Raw genomic sequence first — 19,497 nt, 5'->3', positions numbered from 1 at the left:
TCGTGTAAATCAGGTCACCTTGCCGTTGAGTCGCATGGACTGAAGGTATTGACCTGATACCTCCGACGCGCCGTAGTGGACGACCGTCTGATCGATCAACGCCCAAATCGATAATCCCGCCTGACGCGCGCGGATGCAGAACGACACGTCTTCACCCAGATAAACGCCGTCTTCTTCAATCGTTTCGAAGAACCCGTAGAACTTTCCGCTGGGTAACAGCGACTCATATTGTTTCGGCGGCGAGTAGCATTCTGAAAAGGGTTTTGTTACCTCGAACGCTTCTCGTTGCGCCAGGCAAACGCCGGTACCAATATGCCGCGCTTCAGCAAATCCATTCACGAAATCAAGATCTCCGTCCGCATTCGTAATGGGCGCAAACGTGTAGTCGGCGTGCTTTTCCAGCCATTGGCGCATGGAGAGGCCGGAATCGGCGGGTGCTATTGAACGATCCAGATCGAAACGTCTGAATGGATAGGCAACACCCGAGAGGGTTTTGTTCGCAGCCAAAAGCTTGAGGACGGCTTTGGCGGGAAACTTCATGTCTGTATCGAGGAAAAGCAGATGGGTGAATTCAGGCCGGCTCAGGAAATAATTCGCGAAGAAGTTGCGCGCGCGAATGATTTGGGACGACGCGACATGCAACGTTTCGTAGGTCGCGCCCGAATTGGTTAATGCGTGTGTCAGGTCCAGTAGAGAGAAGGCGAAATTGATGTGCACTTCTTCGCTGTAAGTGGGTAGGCAAATGAGGACGTGGGGAGAGGGCATGGAAGGTGTCCGTATGAGAGTGGTTGAGTTTGCGCTTGGTCAACGGAGACGGGTACGGCTAAGATTGCAAAAAAGTTAGTAATGCAAATAATTATCCAAAGTGTTGCAACTCAGGAAATACTCCGCCATCACTAGTCAACTAAATGACGACGATGCGATCGCTCATTTAACGGACTGCCGTGAAAATTGTCCGTGGGTTGAACGCGGCTCTTAGTGTGGTCACGATCTTAATCGCGGCAGCGGCTTGCAAGCCCGGATCGAAGGTAATAATTTGATGCATCGAAGTTCTTCCCGATTGGCTTCGTGCACCGGAAGTTTTAGTTCATGCAGTGCGGATATCGGCTGCAGCGCCGTCAATCATCACGGGTGCGCAATCTGCATTCGCTCAAAAACAAAAAACCCCGCATTGCGCGGGGTCCGTCTTCAAACACAAGGGGTCGCAACGAAGCGCCGCCTCACATCAACCCCATCCAAACCATCGCGACAATCGACGCCATCACTATCACCGCACCCACGGTCTTGCGTTTATTCAGCTCGGTCCACAGCAACACGCCTGTCAGCGACAGCAGGATAATGCTGCCCGCCAGCGTATCGATGAGCAGCACCCAGCCCACGCTCAATCCCACGCCTTTGTGCAAATTGGTCATGGTCGCGAGAAAACTGTTCTCGGTGCGTTTCACCCCTACGAACCCGTTCCCTACCCAGTATTCCGCCGCTACCGATCCGCTGGGTGACGCCACCGCCACGGTCCACAACTCCGGCTGCATCGTTTTCTGATCACCCCAGCCCACCAAGTGCGCCGGTTCACGTTTCGGCCGGCCGATATTGCCGTCGAGCTTGAGTTCCTGCTTGAGCCACTTGCCGAGTTCCATTGGCGATTTGAGACCGTGTGCGGGCACGGCCATTTGCATCTGCGACACCTGCGGCTCTCCGGTCGAAACCTTCAGCGGCCCAGCCCGATGGTTCAGCAGAAAACCGGTCGTGCCGAATAAGAGCCCGAGCACGGCTCCCCACAAGCCAACCCAGCCATGCACCTTGCGCAACCATTTCACGAAAGTCGCACGGCGCGAGCGCTGCTTGCGGGCGTTGAGTTCGGCATCGCCGACAGGGCGGCCGCTGCGCGGCGCGTAAGGCATCGTGGTCACGTTGGACGCGGGTTCAAAGGTTTCAGGCGCGTTCACGCGTCTCTCCGGAGGGCATAGCGAATAAGGGGATGCTGCCGATGGATCTCTCACCGATACGGCCAACGGGTGGCCAACAAGCTCACCGGCAGAGTCAAACTTTCAAATGATAATAGTTATCATTACATGATCATTGAAAATCTTCAATAGCCGCGTAACGCGGCCGGCGCAGGGGGTGCGCCGATCCATGCAACAAGACATCAGGCAAACTACCGTCAAACTGGCCAGAGCGGCCCTTCTTCCATCGCGCCGACCTGCTCGCGCAACTCCAGAATCCGGTCTTCCCAATATCGCTGCGTGTTGAACCATGGAAACGCGGCGGGAAACGCGGGATCGTTCCAGCGGCGTGCCAGCCAGGCAGCGTAGTGAATCAACCGCAGCGTGCGCAGCGCTTCGACCAGATGCAGCTCACGCGGCTCGAAATCGCAGAAATCCTCGTACCCGGCCAGCAGATCACCCAATGCGCGCGAAGCCTCCGGACGATCGCCCGGCAGCAACAGCCATAGATCCTGAATAGCGGGCGCCATGCGGCTGTCGTCGAAATCGACAAAATGCGGACCCGCGTCCGTCCACAAAACGTTGCTTGGATGACAATCTCCGTGCAGCCGGATGCTTTTGACGTCGCCCGCGCGTTCGTAGCATCGCTCGACACCTTCCAGCGCCATCTTCACCACGGTTTCATACGCTTCCCGCACGTCCTTCGGCACAAATCCGTGCGTGAGCAAAAACTCGCGCGGTTCGTAACCGAAGGTCTGGATATCAAGCGCCGGCCGTTCTATGTACGGCTTGATCTGCCCGACCGCGTGAATCCGGCCGATAAAGCGCCCGAGCCATTCCAGCGTCTCCGGCCTGTCGATATCCGGCGCACGCCCGCCGCGCCGTTCGAAGATGGAGAACCGGAAACCGTCGAATGTATGCAGCGTCGCGCCATTCAGCACGCGTGCCGGCACCGCCGGAATCTCGCGTTCATAAAGCGTCGAAACAAAAGCGTGCTCTTCGAGAATGGCGTCGTCGGACCAGCGCAGCGGCCGGTAGAACTTCGCGACCATCGGCGGTCCGTCCTCCATGCCAACCTGATACACACGGTTTTCATAGCTGTTGAGCGCGAGCATGCCGCCGTCGGTGCGTTCGCCAAGCGGCATGAGCACGCTGTCGAGCGCGTCGAGCACACGCTCGGGCGTGAGATCCGCGAAAGGCGGGGGCGGGAGATCAGCGTCGTCGCCGGGGAGAGAAAGGCTGTCCGCAGACGCGCGCGATGCATCGGAAGGGTTCGGGTTCATCCCTGCATTGTGACGCGCATCGCGGGCGGAAGCATCAGCGATGCGCGGATACAGCGAAACAGCGTTCTGAAACGCGCTAATTCCTTAATGCATGAGCGCGTTAGTGGGGCGAACCAGTTCGCCGGTATCGATCAGGTCTTCGAGGAAGAACGGCTCCGTGTTTAGTAGTTCAGACGTGCCGGGTTCGTCCGCGTACCAGGCGACCATGGCCATGTCGCCGAGAATCCGCATGACGATCCCGCGTGCGCCTTGAGGCACCGCAATATGGACGGAGCGAACGATTGAACCGATTTGCATGATTACTCCCCGAGGTTGCCGGCACAACAAAAGACTTGCCGGTCGGTTCTGGATGAAACACAGGAATATGACCTCCTGTGCGCGAGACTTCAGTGCGCCCGTGAATTCCTCGAATGCCTGCAAATTGCAGCGTGTTCCGATGATTTCGGCTGAAACGATGTTCTACTTTAGCGCATCAATTCTCGTGGGGCGAAAAGTTGCATTGGTAATGAAACAACGCAATCGCATGCCAATCGCTTTCGCAAGTCGGTTGAAAGCACCGGGCGCGGTGTCCGGCAAAACCCTGACGATCACGGTATCGTTATGGCCTTCGCCTCCGGAGATATCTTTGTGACTTCATCGCCGGCGCCGCCCCGGTCAGCTTCGTCCTCCTCGCTTCCCCCCGATCCCCTGCCGTACCTCGACCGCGGATCGCGTGCTTACTGGCATGCTGCAATTGCCCTGCTGTTTGCAGGCTACGCCACCTTTTCGCTGCTCTACTGTGTGCAGCCACTCCTTCCGGAATTCACCAAGACCTTCGGCGTCAGCCCGGCGCAAAGCGCACTGTCGGTATCGGTGACGACGGCAACGCTCGCCGTGGCGATTTTTATCGCCGGCTTTGTTTCAGAGGGCTGGAGCCGGCACCGGTTGATGACACTGTCGCTCACGGCTTCGTCGCTACTGACGGTCATCGTGGCGTTTTTGCCGAGCTGGCCCGCGCTGCTGTTCGTGCGCGCGCTCGAGGGGCTGGCGCTTGGCGGCGTGCCGGCAGTCGCCATGGCCTATCTCGCCGAGGAAGTGCATCCCGATGGCCTCGGCCTCGCCATGGGACTCTACGTCGGAGGCACTGCCATAGGGGGAATGGCCGGGCGCGTGATCAGCGGGATTCTCGCGGACTTCTTCTCGTGGCGCGTGGCTATCGGTGGAATCGGGGTGCTCGGGCTGCTCGCCACGCTGGCGTTCCGGACGCTCCTGCCGCCGTCGCGACGTTTTGTGCCGCGCGCGGGGATGGGATTTCGCCATCATCGGACGGCGCTGGCCGGGCATCTGAAAAACCGCAGTCTTCCGTTCGTGTTCCTGATGGGTTTTGTGCTCATGGGCAGCTTCGTGACGCTTTATAACTACGTCGGGTATCGGTTGATCGCGGCGCCGTTCAATCTGAGCCAGACGGAAATTGGTGCGGTTTTCGTGGTGTATCTGACCGGCGTGGTGGCGTCGCCGTGGTCCGGCAAAATGGCCGATGTGTTTGGCCGTGGCCGCGTCCTGATCGCCGCGCTCTTGCTGATGATCCTTGGCGTGGCGTTGACGTTGTCGAGTTCGTTGCCCGTGGTGATTGCGGGCATCGCGTGCATGACGTTCGGTTTTTTTGCCGGCCATTCGGTCGCAAGCGGCTGGATCGGATTGCTGGCGAAAGGCCCTAAAGGTCAGGCAGCCGCGCTGTACCTGCTCGCGTATTACATCGGGTCGAGTGTGCTCGGCTCCTGGGGCGGACACTTCTGGACCATCGCCGGATGGCCGGGGGTAAGCGGCTTCGTATTTGCGCTATTGCTGATCGGCTTGGGCGGCGCGGATTACCTGCGTCGGCGAGAACAGCACGTGAATGCCTGATCGTTTAGATACACGTGCGGACGTAACGAAAGTTCTTCGTAAACACTAACAAGCGAGGGTTTTTCCGTATCCGCTTACAACATGCGACCGGGAAGCCCCGTCCTGTAAGGCATTTCGTTAATCGTTCGCTAACGTTTGCGCAAAGCAGCATGAATAAAGCTTGAACAACGTCCTATACTCGAATCGACAGTGCGACGTCTCACGCAATCAGGTGGACGCTGAGCACGGACGATGGGAGACGAGTATGAACACCTACTTCACGATCGGCGACTTCATCCTGATCATCCCGATGGCGCTTGCAGGCATTCTCTTCCTTGGCGCGGTACCTTGCGCCACGCAGTTCCGGAAAAATACCCTACGCGTATTTGGCGCGCTGCTCGGCGTGCTGGTTGCACTCCTGCTGGTGGAAGGATTGCCGGCGCTGGTTTAGCAGTCCGATGGGCTGATCGGCGCGGTGAGTTGAGCCGGGAAGGCTTCGGCTTCCACGCCTGCCGGACAGGAACAGGGCGCTCAAAAGCGCGCCGTTCCTGCGTTGCCGCTCATCTTCGGGAATATCCCATGCTCGTGTTCGTTCCGGACGTCGACGTCTGATTCGCTTCCGCTCTCGCTTTTACCACCCGCTTTTGCCACCTTGTTCCGGCGCATCCGCCGGAGGCCAACGTGCGTAATTAGTCCAAGCCGTAGTCCAGGTCGCAGTTGCAATCGCTCTCCGGCCGATGCCATCCATATTCAACGCAAAAAATCGACATCGAGGACTTCATGTCGCCGCTCGCCGTTGCCGTTATTGCTTTTATCGCGCTCATTGTTGTTTTCGCGGCGGTTTGGGCGTGGCAGGTTAAATCGAAGAATGCCGGGATGATCGATCCCGTCTGGGCGATATCGCTCGGCTTGACCGCAATGCTGGTTGCAGCACTCGCGCCGGGCGATCCGCACACGCGGGTTGTGGTGGGAACGGGCGGATTCGTCTGGGGCGTGCGGCTCGGTCTGCACCTATGGAAGCGGAATGCAGGCCAAGTCGAAGATCCGCGTTATCACAAGTTTCGCGAGCAATGGGGCGACCATGCCAACAAGAAAATGTTCTGGTTTTTCCAGTTGCAAGCCATGATTTCGATGCTGCTGTCGCTCGCGTTTTTCGTCCCGGCCTATCGTGCTACACCGCCGGGTGCTGCCTGGGTCGCGCTGGCGGCGGTGATCTGGGTGATTGCGATTGCCGGAGAAGCGCTCGCGGATCATCAATTGCGCGTGTTCAAGGCGGACCCGTCGAATCGCAGCAACATTTGTCGCGCAGGCCTGTGGCGCTATTCACGGCATCCGAATTACTTCTTCGAATGCGTGCATTGGGTCGCGTACATTCCGCTGGCTATTGGCGTTGGCGCATGGATTTTCGCCATGCTGTTACCACCTGTCCTGATGGCGTGGCTGCTGATGAAAGTCTCGGGCGTACCCCTGGTCGAAGCGGAATCGGCTAAAAAACGCGCAGGGTACGCCGACTATATGCGTACGACCAGCGCATTGATTCCATGGCCGCCGCGTCATCCTTAAATAATAATAGCGAGGAGTTTCCATATGAGCGACCTGCCATCCCGAGCGGTTATGTCAGAACCACAAGAAAAAGAAGTGCCGGCGGAGAGCTGGCTGATCGACTGGTGCGAGCGCGGCCGGCTTCCGGACTCGCTCGTGCGCCTGGGGATGCGCCGGCTGATGAAACAGCGTCTGCGCGATGAAGGTATCGACGACGGCGAAGCGCGCTCGAAGCGCTTCAACCGTCTGGTCGATGAACTGCGGGCAAGCCCGATCGCGATCGAAACGCAAGCCGCAAACGCGCAGCATTACGAGGTGCCGGCGGCGTTTTTCCACGGGCATCTGGGCGAGCATCTGAAGTACTCGTGCTGTTTGTATCGAACGGGAAAGGAGACGCTCGATCAGGCCGAGCGCGCAATGCTCGAGGAATATGCTGTGCGCGCGCAACTCACCGACGGCCAGCGCATCCTCGATCTCGGTTGCGGCTGGGGTTCGCTCTCGTTGTGGCTGGCGGAAGCCTATCCGCGCTCGCAGATCGTGGCGTTATCGAATTCGCGGGGGCAGCGCGAGTTCATCGAGGCCGAGGCGGCCGAGCGAGGCATCACCAATCTGAGCGTGGTGACGGGGAATATCGTCGATCACCAGTTTGATCCGGCATTGCTTGCTGATGGCTTCGACCGCGTCTTGTCGATCGAGATGTTCGAGCATATGAAGAACTATCGGTTATTGCTGAACAAGATTTCAGGCTGGATGCGCGAAGACGGCAAGCTTTTTGTGCATGTGTTCGCGCATCGGACGCTGGCTTATCACTTCGAAGTGAAGGACGGCCGCGACTGGATGTCGAAGTACTTTTTCACGGGCGGGACGATGCCGTCGGAAGCGCTGTTACTGCATTTCCAGGACGATCTCAGGGTTGACCGTCAATGGTGGGTGAGCGGCGCGCACTACGAAAAGACAGCGAATCACTGGCTTGAAAATCTGGATGCGGCGCGCAGCGAGTTAATGCCGCTGATGGTCCAGACGTACGGCGCCGCCAATGCCGGCATCTGGTTTCAGCGCTGGCGCATGTTTTATATGGCCGTCGCAGAGTTGTTCGGCTATGGCGGGGGTAACGAATGGGGCGTCGCGCATTACCGCTTTTCCAAGCGCCCAGGGTAGGTTTTCGTTCGCCTGGACGCTAACGAGTCACCACCGTCACCTCGCCGTCATCAACGCCGGACGGCGCGCAAACCACGGCCTCGCGGCCTCCAGCTGCGCCGCCAGCCGGAACAAGGTCGCATCGTCGTTCAACCGTCCGGCAAACTGCACGCCGATCGGCATACCCCGGGCGTTCCAGTAAAGCGGCACGGACATGGCCGGCTGGCCGGTAAAGTTGAAAAGCTCCGTGCAACCCGCCCAGTCGAACGCCTTCTTGGCAGAAACCGACAGCATCCGCCGCAACAACGGTTCAATAGGAATCGCCGACAGAACGTGCATCTGGAAACGCTCGAATTGCGTTGGCTGCTTGGCACCGATCTTGAACGGCGCGGCAGCAAGCGTTGGTGTCAACAACACGTCATACCGAGTCATCAACGCAGCCATCTGCGCGGTGACCTGACGCTGGGTTTCCAGCGCTGCCGGGAGATCGCGCTCGCCAATCCTTCGGCCGATATGCGCCATCGCCCACGATGCAATCTCGAAATCCGCGCGTTTGGGCTTCTGTCCGCTGATGCGATCGGCGTGCAGCACGATTTCCTTGGCCTGTATTGACCACATGACGAGGAACGCGTGAGCAATCGCGTTGAAGTCGAGCCCGAACGAAGCCGGTTCCACACGATGACCCAGCGATTCAGCGAGCTTGGCGGCATCGTCCAGCGCGGCTTTTACATCCGCCGATAACGCCCCCGCGAGCTGCGGCTCCTCCATGTAGCCGATGCGCAACGGCGCGCACGGCTCGGCCACGGCACGGAAGAAAATGCCCGGCTTGCCCGACGAGGTGAGGTCGAGCAGCAAGGCGCTGTCGCGGACGCTGCGCGACACGGCGTGATCCACCGCCAGATCGCCGGCAGAGGGCAGCGGTTGCGGCTGGACATCGTTGGATGGCTTGTAGCCGAAGAGCCCGCAGCACGACGCCGGGATGCGGATTGATCCGCCGCCGTCCGCCGCGTGCGCCAACGGGACGACGCCGCCCGCCACGGCCGCGGCCGCTCCTCCGCTGGAACCGCCCGTGGTGTAGTCGAGTGCCCACGGATTGCGCGTTGGTCCGAACAATTCCGGTTCGGTGTACGGCATCTGGCCTATTTCAGGCGTGTTGGTCTTGCCGAAAATATTGAGCCCGGCCTGCTTCGAGCGCGCGACGATCAGCGAATCTTCAGTGGGCGTGAAATGCTGAAAATGGCGGCATCCCATGGACATGCGCAAACCCGCGACCGGCGCGCCCAGGTCCTTGATGAGATAGGGAACACCCGCGAGCGGACCAACGCCCAAGGTGTCGGAGCCATTGCGGCCGCCCCCGCTCGCACGGTCGCGTGCCGCCTGATAGTCCTTCAGGACAATGGCATTGAGCGCCGGATCAACCGCTTCGGCACGCGAGATCGCTGTGTCGATCAATTCCCGCGCGCTGACCTGACCGCTGCGCACGAGTTCGGCCAGGCCGATCGCATCGTAGTCGAGATACTCGGACTGCACGGTTCCCCCTTTTCTGATGCGGTTGTGTCCCGTCTTCTCAGGCGGCCAACCGCGCAGTCCGCGGCGTTATGCGCCGGGTTACGAATGCTCGCCGAGAAACGTGAGCGCGCGGCCGTGCGCCAGTGCCGATGCCGCCTGATTGTACGACGCGCGGTCCGTGCAATTGAAGCCGTGATCGGCGCCCGGGTACACGTGGACCTGAGCGTCCTTGCCCGCGAACCGCTGCTTGACCGAGTCGACCGCGTCGGACGGGATGTGGGCATCGATTGCGCCGTAGTGGAATTGCATCGGCACCTTGATCTTGTCGGCCAGGTCGAGTTCGTTCTGGATGCCGCCGCCGTAGTAGGCCACGGCGATATCGAACGCACCCTGCGCCGCCGACAAATAGGCAAGCCGGCCGCCGAGGCAATATCCGACAGCCGCGACCTTGCCCGTGACTTCCGGGAGCGAACGCAGCGCGGCGGCGGCGGCGGACACGTCGGCAACAGCGTGCGCCAAGTCGAGCTTGCCGTAGATTTCCATTGCTTTCTCGCGGTCTGCGCCGTCATAACCAAGCTCGACGCGCGGCTGCACGCGCCAGAAAATGTCCGGTGCGAGCGCGACGTAACCATCGGCCGCGTATTGGTCGGCCACGGCGCGGATGTGCGAGTTCACGCCGAATATCTCCTGGATGATGACAACGCCCGGGCCTTTGCCGGCTTTGGGCAACGCGAGATAGCCCTGGAAGGTGTCGCCGTTGGCAGGAATGTCGATCCAGCGGGATGTCACGGTCATGATGAAGCTCCTGGCAGATGCCTGAATGTTGAGGGCGAAATGATGGGGGACGGTAGAGGACGAATTGCAGCCAAACAGTGTGCCACCATTCGAACCGCCTTGCTGGCAAGGGCACCGGCTGTAAAGCGGCTGTAGGCCGTGCACGCGGCGGCGCGTTTTTACGGGCGTTTCCGCATCTTTCACCCGCCGTCTTGCCGCACGCCGTGAGGCCTTGAATCCACGACTAGTTAATAGTGCTAACCCGAGTGCTAACCCCAATGCTTATCTGAGTCCTTAACCGATTTCTTAACCCGCGCAATTGACCTGAAACAAGCGGGCCTGATAATAACGGCATGGCCGGGTAAAACTAAAGAGTTGCCTCTAGAATGCCGCGCGCGGTCACTTGGGGAAGTCTGCCAATCTGCTGAAGAACCGCATGAACAGGACCTTTGCGCGCCGCACCAGCACACTTTCAATGGCTTCTCAACACCTGTCTTATTAGTAGTCGCACCAGTATCTTAAAAAACTTCCCCAAATTAATTTGACAACCCTACACTTGCGCGCAGTACGGATGCTGGTCGTCAAAAACGGCTTGCGGAAGTACAAGCCAAGTGCATGACGATGCATCCGGCGTGGTCGTCCACGGGGCTGAGCGAAACGTGACGAAGACGGAGCACAGGGCGACACCGTTGTTTTTGGGACCGAAACTGGAGACTTACATGAACACCAAGCTTCACAAACTGTTGCCTATCAGCGCTGCAGCGCTATTGTTCGCCTCGATGGCAACAACCGCTACGGCCGATGAGGTCGTCAAGATCGGTCACGTTGCACCGTTGACCGGCGGTATTGCCCACTTGGGCAAGGACAACGAAAACGGCGCACGCCTCGCAGTTGAAGAAATCAATGCCAAGGGTCTGACGATCGGCGGCCAGAAGGTCACGCTTCAACTCGACGCGCAAGATGACGCAGCCGACCCGCGTACGGCTACTCAAGTGGCGCAGAAACTGGTCGACGACAAAGTCGTCGCCGTGGTTGGCCACTTGAATTCGGGCACCTCGATCCCGGCTTCGAAGATCTACAGCGATGCGGGCATCGTGCAGATTTCGCCGTCGGCAACGAACCCGGTGTACACGCAACAAGGCTTCAAGACGACGTATCGCGTTGTGGCGACCGATGCACAACAAGGTCCGGCACTCGCTAACTACGCGTCGAAGGAACTGAAGCTGAAGAGCGTCGCGATTGTCGACGACTCGACCGCTTACGGCCAGGGTCTCGCGAACGAGTTCGAAAAGACTGCCAAGTCGCTCGGCATGAACGTGATGTCGCATGATGCGACCAACGACAAGGCTGTCGACTTCCGCGCAATCTTGACGAAGATCAAGGGTGAAAATCCTGACGCTGTGATGTTCGGCGGCATGGACGCAACCGGCGGCCCGTTCGCCAAGCAAGCCAAGCAACTCGGCCTGCGTGCCAAGGTACTGGCGGGCGACGGTGTTTGTACCGACCAGCTGTCGCAGCTCGCTGGCGATGCAACCGACAATATCGTCTGCTCGGAAGCCGGTATGGCGCTCGAGAAGATGCCGGGCGGCGCGGAGTTCGAAGCCAAGTTCCAGAAGCGTTTCGGCCAGCCGATCCAGATCTACGCTCCGTTCACGTATGACGCGGTGTACATCATTGTCGATGCCATGAAGCGCGCCAATTCCACCGATCCGGCGAAGATTCTGGCAGCTATGCCGAATACGGATTACAAGGGTGTGATCGGCGAAACGACCTTCGACTCGAAGGGCGACCTGAAGCACGGCGTGATCTCGCTGTACAACTACAAGGCAGGCAAGAAGACGCTGCTGGACGTGGTCAAGATGTAATTGTCGCTGGCGGTCCTGGTCGAGCTTCGATGTCATCGATGTCTCGATGAAGACCGCCCCCGATGATCTTCATTCTTAAAAAAACGCGCTGATTTCGGTCAGCGCGTTTTTTTTCATCCGTCGGTTTGGCGAGTCATGGCGGGCGTTCGCGGTCCGTTCACAGCTTCAACTGCTTCATGATTCTCGGGCCTGCGAGAGCGATCAGCGCTGCGCAGGCGGCGACCACCGACAGCCCGATCGGCAACGTGCTCAATTGCGCCACGCCGCCTATCAGTACCGGCCCGAACAGCATGCCGAAGTAAGCCAGTCCTGCCACCTGCGCCAGCCCTTCAGCCGGGCTCACGCCCTTCACACGCGCCGCAGCGGCGAACAGCACCGGCATCATGTTCGCGAGCCCGAGCCCCATCAGCGTGAACCCCGTGAGCGTGACGACCGCGTTCGGCAGCAACAGCGCCGCCACCATGCCGATAAACGCCAGCGCCGCGCTCGCGAAGATGAGCTGAGGCGCACCGAAGCGGGCGCGCACCGCGTCGCCGCCGAAGCGCCCGGCCGCCATGCCGCCGGTGAACGCCGCGTAGGCCGCGCTGGACAGCGCGGGAGTGGCAAGTACAACGTCGCGCATGTAGACGGTTGCCCAGTCGTACATGGCCCCTTCGGCGATCAACGCGACCAACGCCATGCCGCCGAGCGCCCACAACGCTCCGGAGCGCCAGCGATTCGACGACGACCTGCCATGCACATTGTCTGGGTGAGGGACGTGAGGCAGCACGGCGGGCATGGACACCAGCAGCACGATCACGCTCACCACCGACGCCAGCGCGAGATGCATCTCCGGCGGCATGCCGTGCGCGAGCAGCGCGCCGCCGGCTGCGGCACCCGACATCCCGCCGACGCTGAACATGCCGTGCAGGGACGACATGATCGGCCGCTCGAGCGCTTCTTCAACGGCGCTGGCTTCCGCGTTCATCGCGACATCGAGTGTGGCCATGCTGAAACCGAACAGCGTCAGCACGACCAGCAGCATCCAGTAGAAAGGCGCGACCAGGATCAGCGCGCCGCAGATCGTCATGCCGATACCGCCGGCCATGCACGCGCGGCGAGTGCCGACACGCGTGATCCACGGACCGTTGGTGAGCATGGCGACGATCGAGCCGGCGGCAACCGCCAGGAGCGCAATGGAGAGCGATCCGGGGCTCAGGTGAAATTTGTCACGCACCGTAGGCACGTGCACGCCCCAGGAGGCATACAACATCCCTGCGATGAAAAACACGGCCATCGTCGCGTAGCGCGCTCGCTCGCGTTTTGCCGCGGGAAGCCGCCGATGCACGGCGTTGGGGGTGTCGTGCCCGACGGCGCGGGCAGCTGAAACGGATTCGGACACGGGAATCGCTCTCTGTCTGCTTTTGTTTTGACGGCCGGTTCTTTCGGCGGCCGAGGAAGCTTTCAATTCTATCGGGTTGCGGACGGACCTGGTTTTAGTGCTTTAAGATCGTAAAGGGCGCCCGCGTTTCTCATGGGTCCGCTCGTATGACCGCTGGTGAGTTCCGGTGATGAGTTCTCTCGTGAGGTCCGCTTTGAATATCCCGTCGCATGCTCCGTTGCATCTATTGCATCAAGTGCCGCACGGCACGCTTGCCACTCACTCGCGTGAGCCGCGCGGTTTTCCTTACCCCACGGCATTACCGTTCGCGCCGACCGCCCGCCACTTGCCAATGGTGCTCATTAGCCATCTGGCGGAGCACACGCGCAATCTGCAACTCGACGCGCGCGCGGGTTTTCTGATTACTCATTCGGGCAGCGACGCTATTCTCGAAGGCCAGCGTCTTACGATGCTCGGCTCGTTTTCTCCGGCGCCGCCTGAATCCGTCGATGAACTGGCGCGCCGTTATCTGCGATATCACCCGGATGCGGCCCGTTATCTCGAATTGGGCGACTTCACGTTCTGGATCATGTCGCTCGAACGCATGCGTTATATAGGCGGCTTTGGTGCAATGGGCTGGCTGGATGCAACGGCGCTCGATCCACTCGAACCGTTATCCGAGCAGAATGAGCTTCGGTTCCTGGAATTATTTGCCGATTCTCCCGCGCGACCGGCGGGACTCGAACTAATGGGTATCGACAAGTATGGTTGCGACCTGCGGACTCCCGGAACGCGCAATCGTTTCACCTTCGATAAACCGAAACAAACTCGCGCGGAACTGAATGCTGCGTTGATCGATTGTATTGAACGGCATAGGTGATTGTCTGAACTTGCAATCGCCTGATGTGTGTCTTTATGTCAATAAATTACAAGATGGCGTTACGGCAATGAAGCATTTTGGGCAAACTCGCACGGGATGGAAGGTTTAACCGATATGTCTCGGCTTATTTTCATTTGATGAAAGACTTTGTGGCTTAATTTAACGATGTAAGTAAGATGAATGCAGAGTTTCGGCAACGATTCATCGAATCACACCAATTGTTACGGACGCCCGTTCGACTCAATCGATTTAAATCGATAGTGTAGAAACGTGCGCAAAATCCTGGTTGTGTTAATCTGCGATCTATTGAGAGGCTTTATGTTATAACCGGAACGGGCGACGACTCGTACACTGCAAACCACAAAGGAAATCATCATGCCGTCTTACAAGGAACTTCTCGCGCAGCGCGAAAATCTCGAACGACAGATTGAAGAAGCGAAGTCGCGGGAATATGCCGAAGTTCTCAATGAAATCAAGCAGAAGATGGCCGACTACGGCATCACGCTTGCTGAATTGGCAGGTGGCCGCGGCGGTAAAAATCTGAAAAATGCCACGCGTCCGCGCGCGGGCGTTGCACCGAAGTATCGTGACCCGGACAGCGGCAGCACGTGGTCGGGCCGCGGCAAGCCGCCGAAATGGATTGCGGGTCAAGAGCGCGACAGCTTCCTGATCCAGAAGTGAAACCGGATTGTTTGAAAAAGCCGCACCGTTAAAAGGTGTGGCTTTTTTTTGTGCCTCCGAGTCTGCGCGCCGATAGCCGGCACGATTGAAACCAGCCTGCCGCACGGCATTGTGATGATATTCAAGACACAACTGAGAACGCGTCGTGTTTAAGTTAAATGGATGATTTTTATAGGATTTTTTAGTTTTTAAGTGAATGCGGTGCATTGGCTTGGTAAAATTCGTCACACGATAACTTCGAGTGATGACATGTCGCTATCAACAGCGCGCGCCACAGAAAAGCAGGATGTAGCTCGCAAAACAACTTTCACGAGTATCGCGGTGAACTCTGTGCTGATGGCCGCGCAGATTGTCGTCGGCGTGTTTGCCCATTCCCAGGCCTTGATTGCCGATGGCGTTCATTCGCTGTCGGATCTGGTGTCAGACTTCATCGTTCTTCTGGCCAATCGGCATAGTGACGCCACCCCTGACAGCGATCACAACTACGGCCACAGTCGTTATGAAACGGTCGCTTCATTATTTCTCGGCGCGCTTTTAATAGCTGTCGGCGTGGGGATGTTATGGCGAGCGGGTGAACGTATTACCAATATTCAAGACATCCCGGCGGTTCACGCAAGTGCGCTGATAGTTGCAGTGATCGTTTTGATTTCCAAGGAGTTATTGTTTCGCTATATGCTCCGCGCTGCCGAACGCGTGAGATCGGCACTCCTGATCGCGAACGCATGGCACGCACGTTCGGACGCGGCGTCGTCGCTGGTCGTTGCTATCGGTATTATTGGGAGTATGGCCGGCTGGCGTTTGCTGGACCCTATCGCGGCCGCCATTGTCGGATTTATGGTGGCACGGATGGGTTGGACTTTCGGATGGGATGCGCTGCAGGATTTGTCCGATCGCGCGCTGGATCTTGCCGAAACGGATAAGTTACGCATGCTGTTGACCAGCACGCCAGGTGTTCGCGGCGTACATGAATTGCGTACCCGGAAAATGGGAGATCTCGCCATTGTCGACGCGCATATTCTCGTCGATCCCCTCATTTCAGTTTCAGAGGGTCATTACATTGCGGAATCGGCGCGAGCGCGCTTGTTGACGAATACCCATGTCGTCGACGCCTTGATTCACGTCGATCCGGAAAATGATGAAATCAACCCACCGCCGGGCAGAATGCCCACGCGCTCGGATGTCAGCGATGCCGTAAGCGCCGTATTCGGAGCTCATGGTCTCACGTACAACGCGCTGAACCTGCATTATCTGAGCAGCGGCTTCGATATCGACGTGACGCTTCCCGCAGACTTAAGCGACGACCAACTGGCCAGTCTGGAACCCGGCGATTTTGACGCGCTCAAGCGAAAACTCGGCGCACGAGAGATTCGGTTTGCTCGAACTGTAAGAAATAGGCCGAACATGGTCGATGCTGAATCGGCTGCCGTTTCGCACCCTGATTAAAACGGCAATATTCATGTATTTGAAAGCTATCTTAAAGCGGCAATTGCGTATCGAATTTGATTTCGCGCAGGACCACGCTGGTCCGGACTTGCGCGACTGCCGGAATCTTGAAGATGCGGTCGTGTAGAAAGGCGTCGTAGGACTTGATATCCGGGGCGACAATTTTCAGGATGTAATCCGCCTCGCCCGTGGTGCTATAGCATTCCGTCACTTCCGGGCACGTAGTGATCTCGCGTTCGAATTGCTCGACACCGCCTTCTGTGTGACGGGTGAGATGAATATGAGCGAGTGCGCAGACATGCAAACCGAGTTTTTCCCGATCCAGCAATGCGGTGTAGCGCTGGATCACCCCCGACTGCTCCATATCCTTGATACGCCGCCAGCACGGAGTGCTCGACAGCCCGACCTGGTCGGATATCTCCTGAACCGAACGGCGGGCGTCCAGTTGCAGAAGCCGCAGGATTTTTTGTGAAAACGTGTCGAGAGTCAACTGCGCCTCCTTTCGGTTGCTACCAACTCCAATAGTAGAGGCGGCGGAAAAGAAGCGCAATGTCAAACGCCTGCAGTGAGCAATATTGCCTAACTCAGCGCCCAGACTGCGCGTTTTGTCCTTCGATGTCTTTGTCGTCCGGCGTTTCGCCAGCCGCTTTCAGCGACGCCAGAAGCGCCCGTTGAGTGCGCAATTCGGCCAGCATGTTGCAGAACAGGGCACCTTGTTCAACGGCGTCATCGAGCGCGACGTGCGTGTGCGGGAGTTCGTCAAACCAGTGTTTCGGCAAACGCGGTTTGATCGCCTTCCGGTAGGGCAGATCGGTCAGCGCGAACGCGAGCGTCTTGATGTCGAGCGCCGACCATGAGAACGGGCAGCGTTCAGCGAAACGCATCATGTACCAGAACATGTAGGTGAAGTCGAAACCCGCCGGATAGGCGACGAACACCGGCTTGCCGGGCAACGCCTCGACCCATTCCACGTACGCCCGCAAAGCGGTGAGCGGCTGCTGCAAGTCGGTCCGGCATGCAGCCCATGCCTCAGGCTGGGTTTTCCACCACGCGGCTTGAACAGGGTGAGGCGCCGCACCTTCCAGGGTCTCGAGATTGGCTGAGAACGTGCCGATCAGTTCCTTGTGTTCCGTGTAGGCCGCCGACGCAAAACTCAGCATGGAATGCGGGCCGGGGATGGGGCCATCAGCTTCGACATCTGTGCTGACGTAGATTTCAGGAATGGCGATGCTCATGCGTTCATCCTGTCGGCGACAAACGGATTGGTGCGGCGTTCATGTCCGAACGTGGAGGTTGGGCCGTGGCCCGGCACGAACGTGACGTCATCGCCCAGCGGCCACAGCTTGTCCCGCACTGAGCGCACGAGGTCCGAATGATCGCCGCGCGGAAAATCAGTACGGCCAATCGAGCCGGCGAACAGCACGTCGCCGACCAAGGCCAGGCGGTTCGCCCGGCTGAAGAAGATCACATGGCCCGGGGTATGTCCGGGACAGTGATAGACCTCCATGGTTTCGTCGCCGAACTGAACCGAGTCACCTTCTTGCAGCCACCGGTCGGGCGTGAAGGCCTGCGCGTCGCCGAAGCCGAAGCGCTTGCTTTGTGCCGGCAACTGATCGATCCAGAAAGCGTCTTCGGCGTGCGGTCCGTGGATCTCCACGCCGTAGTGATCAGCGAGCGCCTTTGCTCCGCCGCAGTGATCCAGGTGTCCGTGCGTGAGCAACACCTTGTCAACGGTCACATGGAGTTGTTCGACTGCGCTGATAATCCGCTCGACTTCACCGCCCGGGTCGACAACGGCCGCGCGGCCGGTAGTCTCGCACACGACGATTGAACAATTTTGTTGGAACGGTGTCACGGGAATAAGGGTGACCTTCATGGCTGGGCGACCGGAGCGTGTAAAAACGTCCATTGTAACGGGCGAAAACCAGCGCTGCGGCACCGCGCCAAGCGCTGGCCGAACGGTCGAAATGTGCCCAAAAAACAGGCAGAAACCGCAATTTTTACGCCAATGGAGAAAATGAGTAACATTTTGTTCGTCTCCGGGTGGCCCGCCTATGCGTTTGGGTATAATCGGCTCACTTGTGCATGGTTTGAGCATGCCATCAATGGGCAATGAGAAACACGAGTAGCGCGTTTTTACAATTGTCATCAAGTACGCAATTCGGAGCAGAGATGCTTCGAAGTCGCAATCAAGCATCGGTTTCGGCCGATGTACACGTCTTGTCCAGCCAGGTGCGATGCACCTGCCAACGGCCTTAGCTGCCGTTACGCTGGATGGGGCCTACGCCGCCGTTCCTGCGCAGTTGAGCGCGCAAGAACGTGTGATCCACGTTCGATGGCGGCATGTGGGGTCTGGTCAGGCTGCCGGGGACAGGTTGCGCCAGACGTGAAAACTAACCGGGCATTTGCGGCGAGGTACGCCGCACCCGAGCACTGGCTCGCCGTTCGACAATCGAGCGGTGCGTATCTTTGCGCGGAAAAAGCCTTGAGCTGCCTACGCACGTCCGCGTTTTGTCGGACGGTTGAGGCGGCTCGAACCGTTGATTACACCTCTATGAATGTACGACTAACCCGACATCTCGGGAGTCTTTTGGTCTTCGCAATCCTCACGGGTTGCGCCATGCCGCCGAGCGGCGGCGATCAGGCCAGCGCGCTGAGAACCGGCACGCAGTCGAGCACCGCAAGCAACGCCGCGAATTCGGGCCGAGGTTCGGCAGGTCTGGCTGCACCGCTTGCCTACGACTCGCGGTTGAATGCATTGCCTCCGTCGGCCGGCAATTCGTCCGATAAATCTTCGCTCGCCAACGCGGAGCCCATCACCGCCGGGCCTGACGTCAGCGACTTCGAGCAGCAGGGTCGCGCGTCCTGGTATGGACGCGGTTTCCACGGTCGCAAGACAGCCAGCGGCGAACGTTACGACATGCACGCGCTCACTGCGGCGCATCGCACGTTACCGCTTGCTTCGTGGGTTCGTGTGACCAATGAGGCGAATCACAAAACGGTGGTCGTCAAGATCAATGACCGCGGCCCGTACGCGCGTGGCCGCGTGATCGACCTTTCCTATGCAGCTGCTGCCGTGCTGGGCATGCGTGGCGCGGGCGTCGGAAAGGTGAAGATCGAGGGCTTGACGCCACAGGAAGGGCGGGCGGCGGCAAGAGATCAATCGCTGGCGTCACTCAACCCAGTCGACTGATCATCGTCTGCTGATTGCCGAGTC

Annotated in this window: 19 protein-coding genes; 9 read left to right on the top strand and 10 right to left on the bottom strand. The window is 58.9% G+C overall.

Annotated features, from left to right (window positions below; translation table 11 throughout):
* Positions 1 to 9: 9 nt before the first annotated feature.
* From ABH944_RS02325 to ABH944_RS02310, 4 genes are all read right to left on the bottom strand, one after another.
* Positions 10 to 765 (bottom strand): glycosyltransferase family 2 protein, encoded by a 756-nt coding sequence (locus ABH944_RS02325; protein ID WP_404604182.1) that lies wholly within the window; start codon positions 763 to 765, stop codon positions 10 to 12.
* Positions 766 to 1,220: 455 nt separating this feature from the next.
* A complete protein-coding gene (locus tag ABH944_RS02320) occupies positions 1,221 to 1,946 on the bottom strand; it encodes a PepSY-associated TM helix domain-containing protein (RefSeq protein ID WP_404604181.1) in 726 nt (241 codons plus the stop codon).
* 215 nt (positions 1,947 to 2,161) lie between these two features.
* The gene (locus ABH944_RS02315) at positions 2,162 to 3,226 is read right to left on the bottom strand and encodes a serine/threonine protein kinase (protein WP_404604180.1); all 1,065 of its coding nucleotides are present in this window, start codon (positions 3,224 to 3,226) and stop codon (positions 2,162 to 2,164) included.
* Between the two features lie 84 nt (positions 3,227 to 3,310).
* The gene (locus ABH944_RS02310) at positions 3,311 to 3,523 is read right to left on the bottom strand and encodes a hypothetical protein (RefSeq protein WP_047895387.1); all 213 of its coding nucleotides are present in this window, start codon (positions 3,521 to 3,523) and stop codon (positions 3,311 to 3,313) included.
* Positions 3,524 to 3,826: 303 nt separating this feature from the next.
* Here ABH944_RS02310 and ABH944_RS02305 point away from each other — a divergent pair, with 303 nt between their 5' ends.
* The 4 genes from ABH944_RS02305 (at position 3,827) to ABH944_RS02290 (ending at position 7,789) form a co-directional block, all read left to right on the top strand.
* A complete protein-coding gene (locus ABH944_RS02305) occupies positions 3,827 to 5,110 on the top strand; it encodes an MFS transporter (protein ID WP_404604179.1) in 1,284 nt (427 codons plus the stop codon).
* 244 nt (positions 5,111 to 5,354) lie between these two features.
* Positions 5,355 to 5,540, top strand: coding sequence for a hypothetical protein (locus ABH944_RS02300; RefSeq protein ID WP_062082288.1), 186 nt, complete (start codon positions 5,355 to 5,357; stop codon positions 5,538 to 5,540).
* A gap of 329 nt (positions 5,541 to 5,869) precedes the next feature.
* Positions 5,870 to 6,652, top strand: coding sequence for a DUF1295 domain-containing protein (locus ABH944_RS02295; RefSeq protein ID WP_404604178.1), 783 nt, complete (start codon positions 5,870 to 5,872; stop codon positions 6,650 to 6,652).
* 51 nt (positions 6,653 to 6,703) lie between these two features.
* A complete protein-coding gene (locus tag ABH944_RS02290) occupies positions 6,704 to 7,789 on the top strand; it encodes an SAM-dependent methyltransferase (RefSeq protein ID WP_404604177.1) in 1,086 nt (361 codons plus the stop codon).
* A 36-nt stretch (positions 7,790 to 7,825) separates the two neighbouring features.
* Here the strand turns inward: ABH944_RS02290 and ABH944_RS02285 are convergent, their stop codons facing one another.
* A complete protein-coding gene (locus tag ABH944_RS02285) occupies positions 7,826 to 9,298 on the bottom strand; it encodes an amidase (protein ID WP_404604176.1) in 1,473 nt (490 codons plus the stop codon).
* A 78-nt stretch (positions 9,299 to 9,376) separates the two neighbouring features.
* The gene (locus ABH944_RS02280) at positions 9,377 to 10,072 is read right to left on the bottom strand and encodes a dienelactone hydrolase family protein (RefSeq protein ID WP_404604175.1); all 696 of its coding nucleotides are present in this window, start codon (positions 10,070 to 10,072) and stop codon (positions 9,377 to 9,379) included.
* Between the two features lie 698 nt (positions 10,073 to 10,770).
* Here ABH944_RS02280 and ABH944_RS02275 point away from each other — a divergent pair.
* Positions 10,771 to 11,916 (top strand): branched-chain amino acid ABC transporter substrate-binding protein, encoded by a 1,146-nt coding sequence (locus ABH944_RS02275; protein WP_404604174.1) that lies wholly within the window; start codon positions 10,771 to 10,773, stop codon positions 11,914 to 11,916.
* 157 nt (positions 11,917 to 12,073) lie between these two features.
* Here the strand turns inward: ABH944_RS02275 and ABH944_RS02270 are convergent, their stop codons facing one another.
* Positions 12,074 to 13,297, bottom strand: a complete 1,224-nt coding sequence (locus tag ABH944_RS02270) for an MFS transporter (protein WP_404604173.1) — start codon at positions 13,295 to 13,297, stop codon at positions 12,074 to 12,076.
* A gap of 193 nt (positions 13,298 to 13,490) precedes the next feature.
* Here ABH944_RS02270 and ABH944_RS02265 point away from each other — a divergent pair, with 193 nt between their 5' ends.
* The 3 genes from ABH944_RS02265 (at position 13,491) to ABH944_RS02255 (ending at position 16,280) form a co-directional block, all read left to right on the top strand.
* A complete protein-coding gene (locus tag ABH944_RS02265) occupies positions 13,491 to 14,156 on the top strand; it encodes a HugZ family pyridoxamine 5'-phosphate oxidase (RefSeq protein WP_404604282.1) in 666 nt (221 codons plus the stop codon).
* A 375-nt stretch (positions 14,157 to 14,531) separates the two neighbouring features.
* On the top strand, positions 14,532 to 14,837 hold the full coding sequence (locus ABH944_RS02260) for an H-NS histone family protein (RefSeq protein WP_062082271.1): 306 nt from the start codon (positions 14,532 to 14,534) through the stop codon (positions 14,835 to 14,837).
* Between the two features lie 249 nt (positions 14,838 to 15,086).
* The gene (locus ABH944_RS02255) at positions 15,087 to 16,280 is read left to right on the top strand and encodes a cation diffusion facilitator family transporter (protein WP_404604172.1); all 1,194 of its coding nucleotides are present in this window, start codon (positions 15,087 to 15,089) and stop codon (positions 16,278 to 16,280) included.
* Between the two features lie 31 nt (positions 16,281 to 16,311).
* Here the strand turns inward: ABH944_RS02255 and ABH944_RS02250 are convergent, their stop codons facing one another.
* The 3 genes from ABH944_RS02250 to ABH944_RS02240 all read right to left on the bottom strand — a co-directional run bounded on the left by ABH944_RS02250 (position 16,312) and on the right by ABH944_RS02240 (position 18,156).
* Positions 16,312 to 16,770 carry an Lrp/AsnC family transcriptional regulator gene (locus tag ABH944_RS02250; protein ID WP_031357026.1) on the bottom strand — a complete coding sequence of 153 codons (459 nt, stop codon included), beginning with the start codon at positions 16,768 to 16,770 and terminating at the stop codon, positions 16,312 to 16,314.
* Positions 16,771 to 16,864: 94 nt separating this feature from the next.
* Positions 16,865 to 17,515, bottom strand: a complete 651-nt coding sequence (locus ABH944_RS02245; RefSeq protein WP_404604171.1) for a 3'-5' exonuclease family protein — start codon at positions 17,513 to 17,515, stop codon at positions 16,865 to 16,867.
* Complete coding sequence (locus ABH944_RS02240; protein ID WP_404604170.1) at positions 17,512 to 18,156, bottom strand: MBL fold metallo-hydrolase; 645 nt, start codon at positions 18,154 to 18,156, stop codon at positions 17,512 to 17,514. Before ABH944_RS02240 ends, ABH944_RS02245 begins: the two co-directional genes overlap by 4 nt.
* A 678-nt stretch (positions 18,157 to 18,834) precedes the next feature.
* Between ABH944_RS02240 and ABH944_RS02235 the strand changes: the two genes are divergently transcribed.
* Positions 18,835 to 19,473, top strand: coding sequence for a septal ring lytic transglycosylase RlpA family protein (locus ABH944_RS02235; protein ID WP_404604169.1), 639 nt, complete (start codon positions 18,835 to 18,837; stop codon positions 19,471 to 19,473).
* The last annotated feature ends 24 nt before the right edge of the window (positions 19,474 to 19,497 follow it).

The organism is Caballeronia udeis, assembly GCF_044909315.1.
Classification (GTDB): Bacteria; Pseudomonadota; Gammaproteobacteria; order Burkholderiales; family Burkholderiaceae; genus Caballeronia; species Caballeronia udeis_A.
The sequence above is the reverse complement of the archived record's forward strand: the minus strand, read 5'-3'. Positions and strand labels throughout refer to the sequence as shown.

Bases quoted from the DNA above. Each gene is read 5' to 3' on its own strand.
- ABH944_RS02300 (WP_062082288.1), top strand. From the start codon at position 5,355: ATGAACACCTACTTCACGATCGGCGACTTCATCCTGATCATCCCGATG.
- ABH944_RS02245 (WP_404604171.1), bottom strand. From the start codon at position 17,515: ATGAGCATCGCCATTCCTGAAATCTACGTCAGCACAGATGTCGAAGCT.
- ABH944_RS02310 (WP_047895387.1), bottom strand. From the start codon at position 3,523: ATGCAAATCGGTTCAATCGTTCGCTCCGTCCATATTGCGGTGCCTCAA.
- ABH944_RS02240 (WP_404604170.1), bottom strand. From the start codon at position 18,156: ATGAAGGTCACCCTTATTCCCGTGACACCGTTCCAACAAAATTGTTCA.
- ABH944_RS02315 (WP_404604180.1), bottom strand. From the start codon at position 3,226: ATGAACCCGAACCCTTCCGATGCATCGCGCGCGTCTGCGGACAGCCTT.
- ABH944_RS02260 (WP_062082271.1), top strand. From the start codon at position 14,532: ATGCCGTCTTACAAGGAACTTCTCGCGCAGCGCGAAAATCTCGAACGA.
- ABH944_RS02325 (WP_404604182.1), bottom strand. From the start codon at position 765: ATGCCCTCTCCCCACGTCCTCATTTGCCTACCCACTTACAGCGAAGAA.
- ABH944_RS02290 (WP_404604177.1), top strand. From the start codon at position 6,704: ATGTCAGAACCACAAGAAAAAGAAGTGCCGGCGGAGAGCTGGCTGATC.
- ABH944_RS02275 (WP_404604174.1), top strand. From the start codon at position 10,771: ATGAACACCAAGCTTCACAAACTGTTGCCTATCAGCGCTGCAGCGCTA.
- ABH944_RS02295 (WP_404604178.1), top strand. From the start codon at position 5,870: ATGTCGCCGCTCGCCGTTGCCGTTATTGCTTTTATCGCGCTCATTGTT.
- ABH944_RS02280 (WP_404604175.1), bottom strand. From the start codon at position 10,072: ATGACCGTGACATCCCGCTGGATCGACATTCCTGCCAACGGCGACACC.
- ABH944_RS02305 (WP_404604179.1), top strand. From the start codon at position 3,827: ATGGCCTTCGCCTCCGGAGATATCTTTGTGACTTCATCGCCGGCGCCG.
- ABH944_RS02255 (WP_404604172.1), top strand. From the start codon at position 15,087: ATGTCGCTATCAACAGCGCGCGCCACAGAAAAGCAGGATGTAGCTCGC.
- ABH944_RS02235 (WP_404604169.1), top strand. From the start codon at position 18,835: ATGAATGTACGACTAACCCGACATCTCGGGAGTCTTTTGGTCTTCGCA.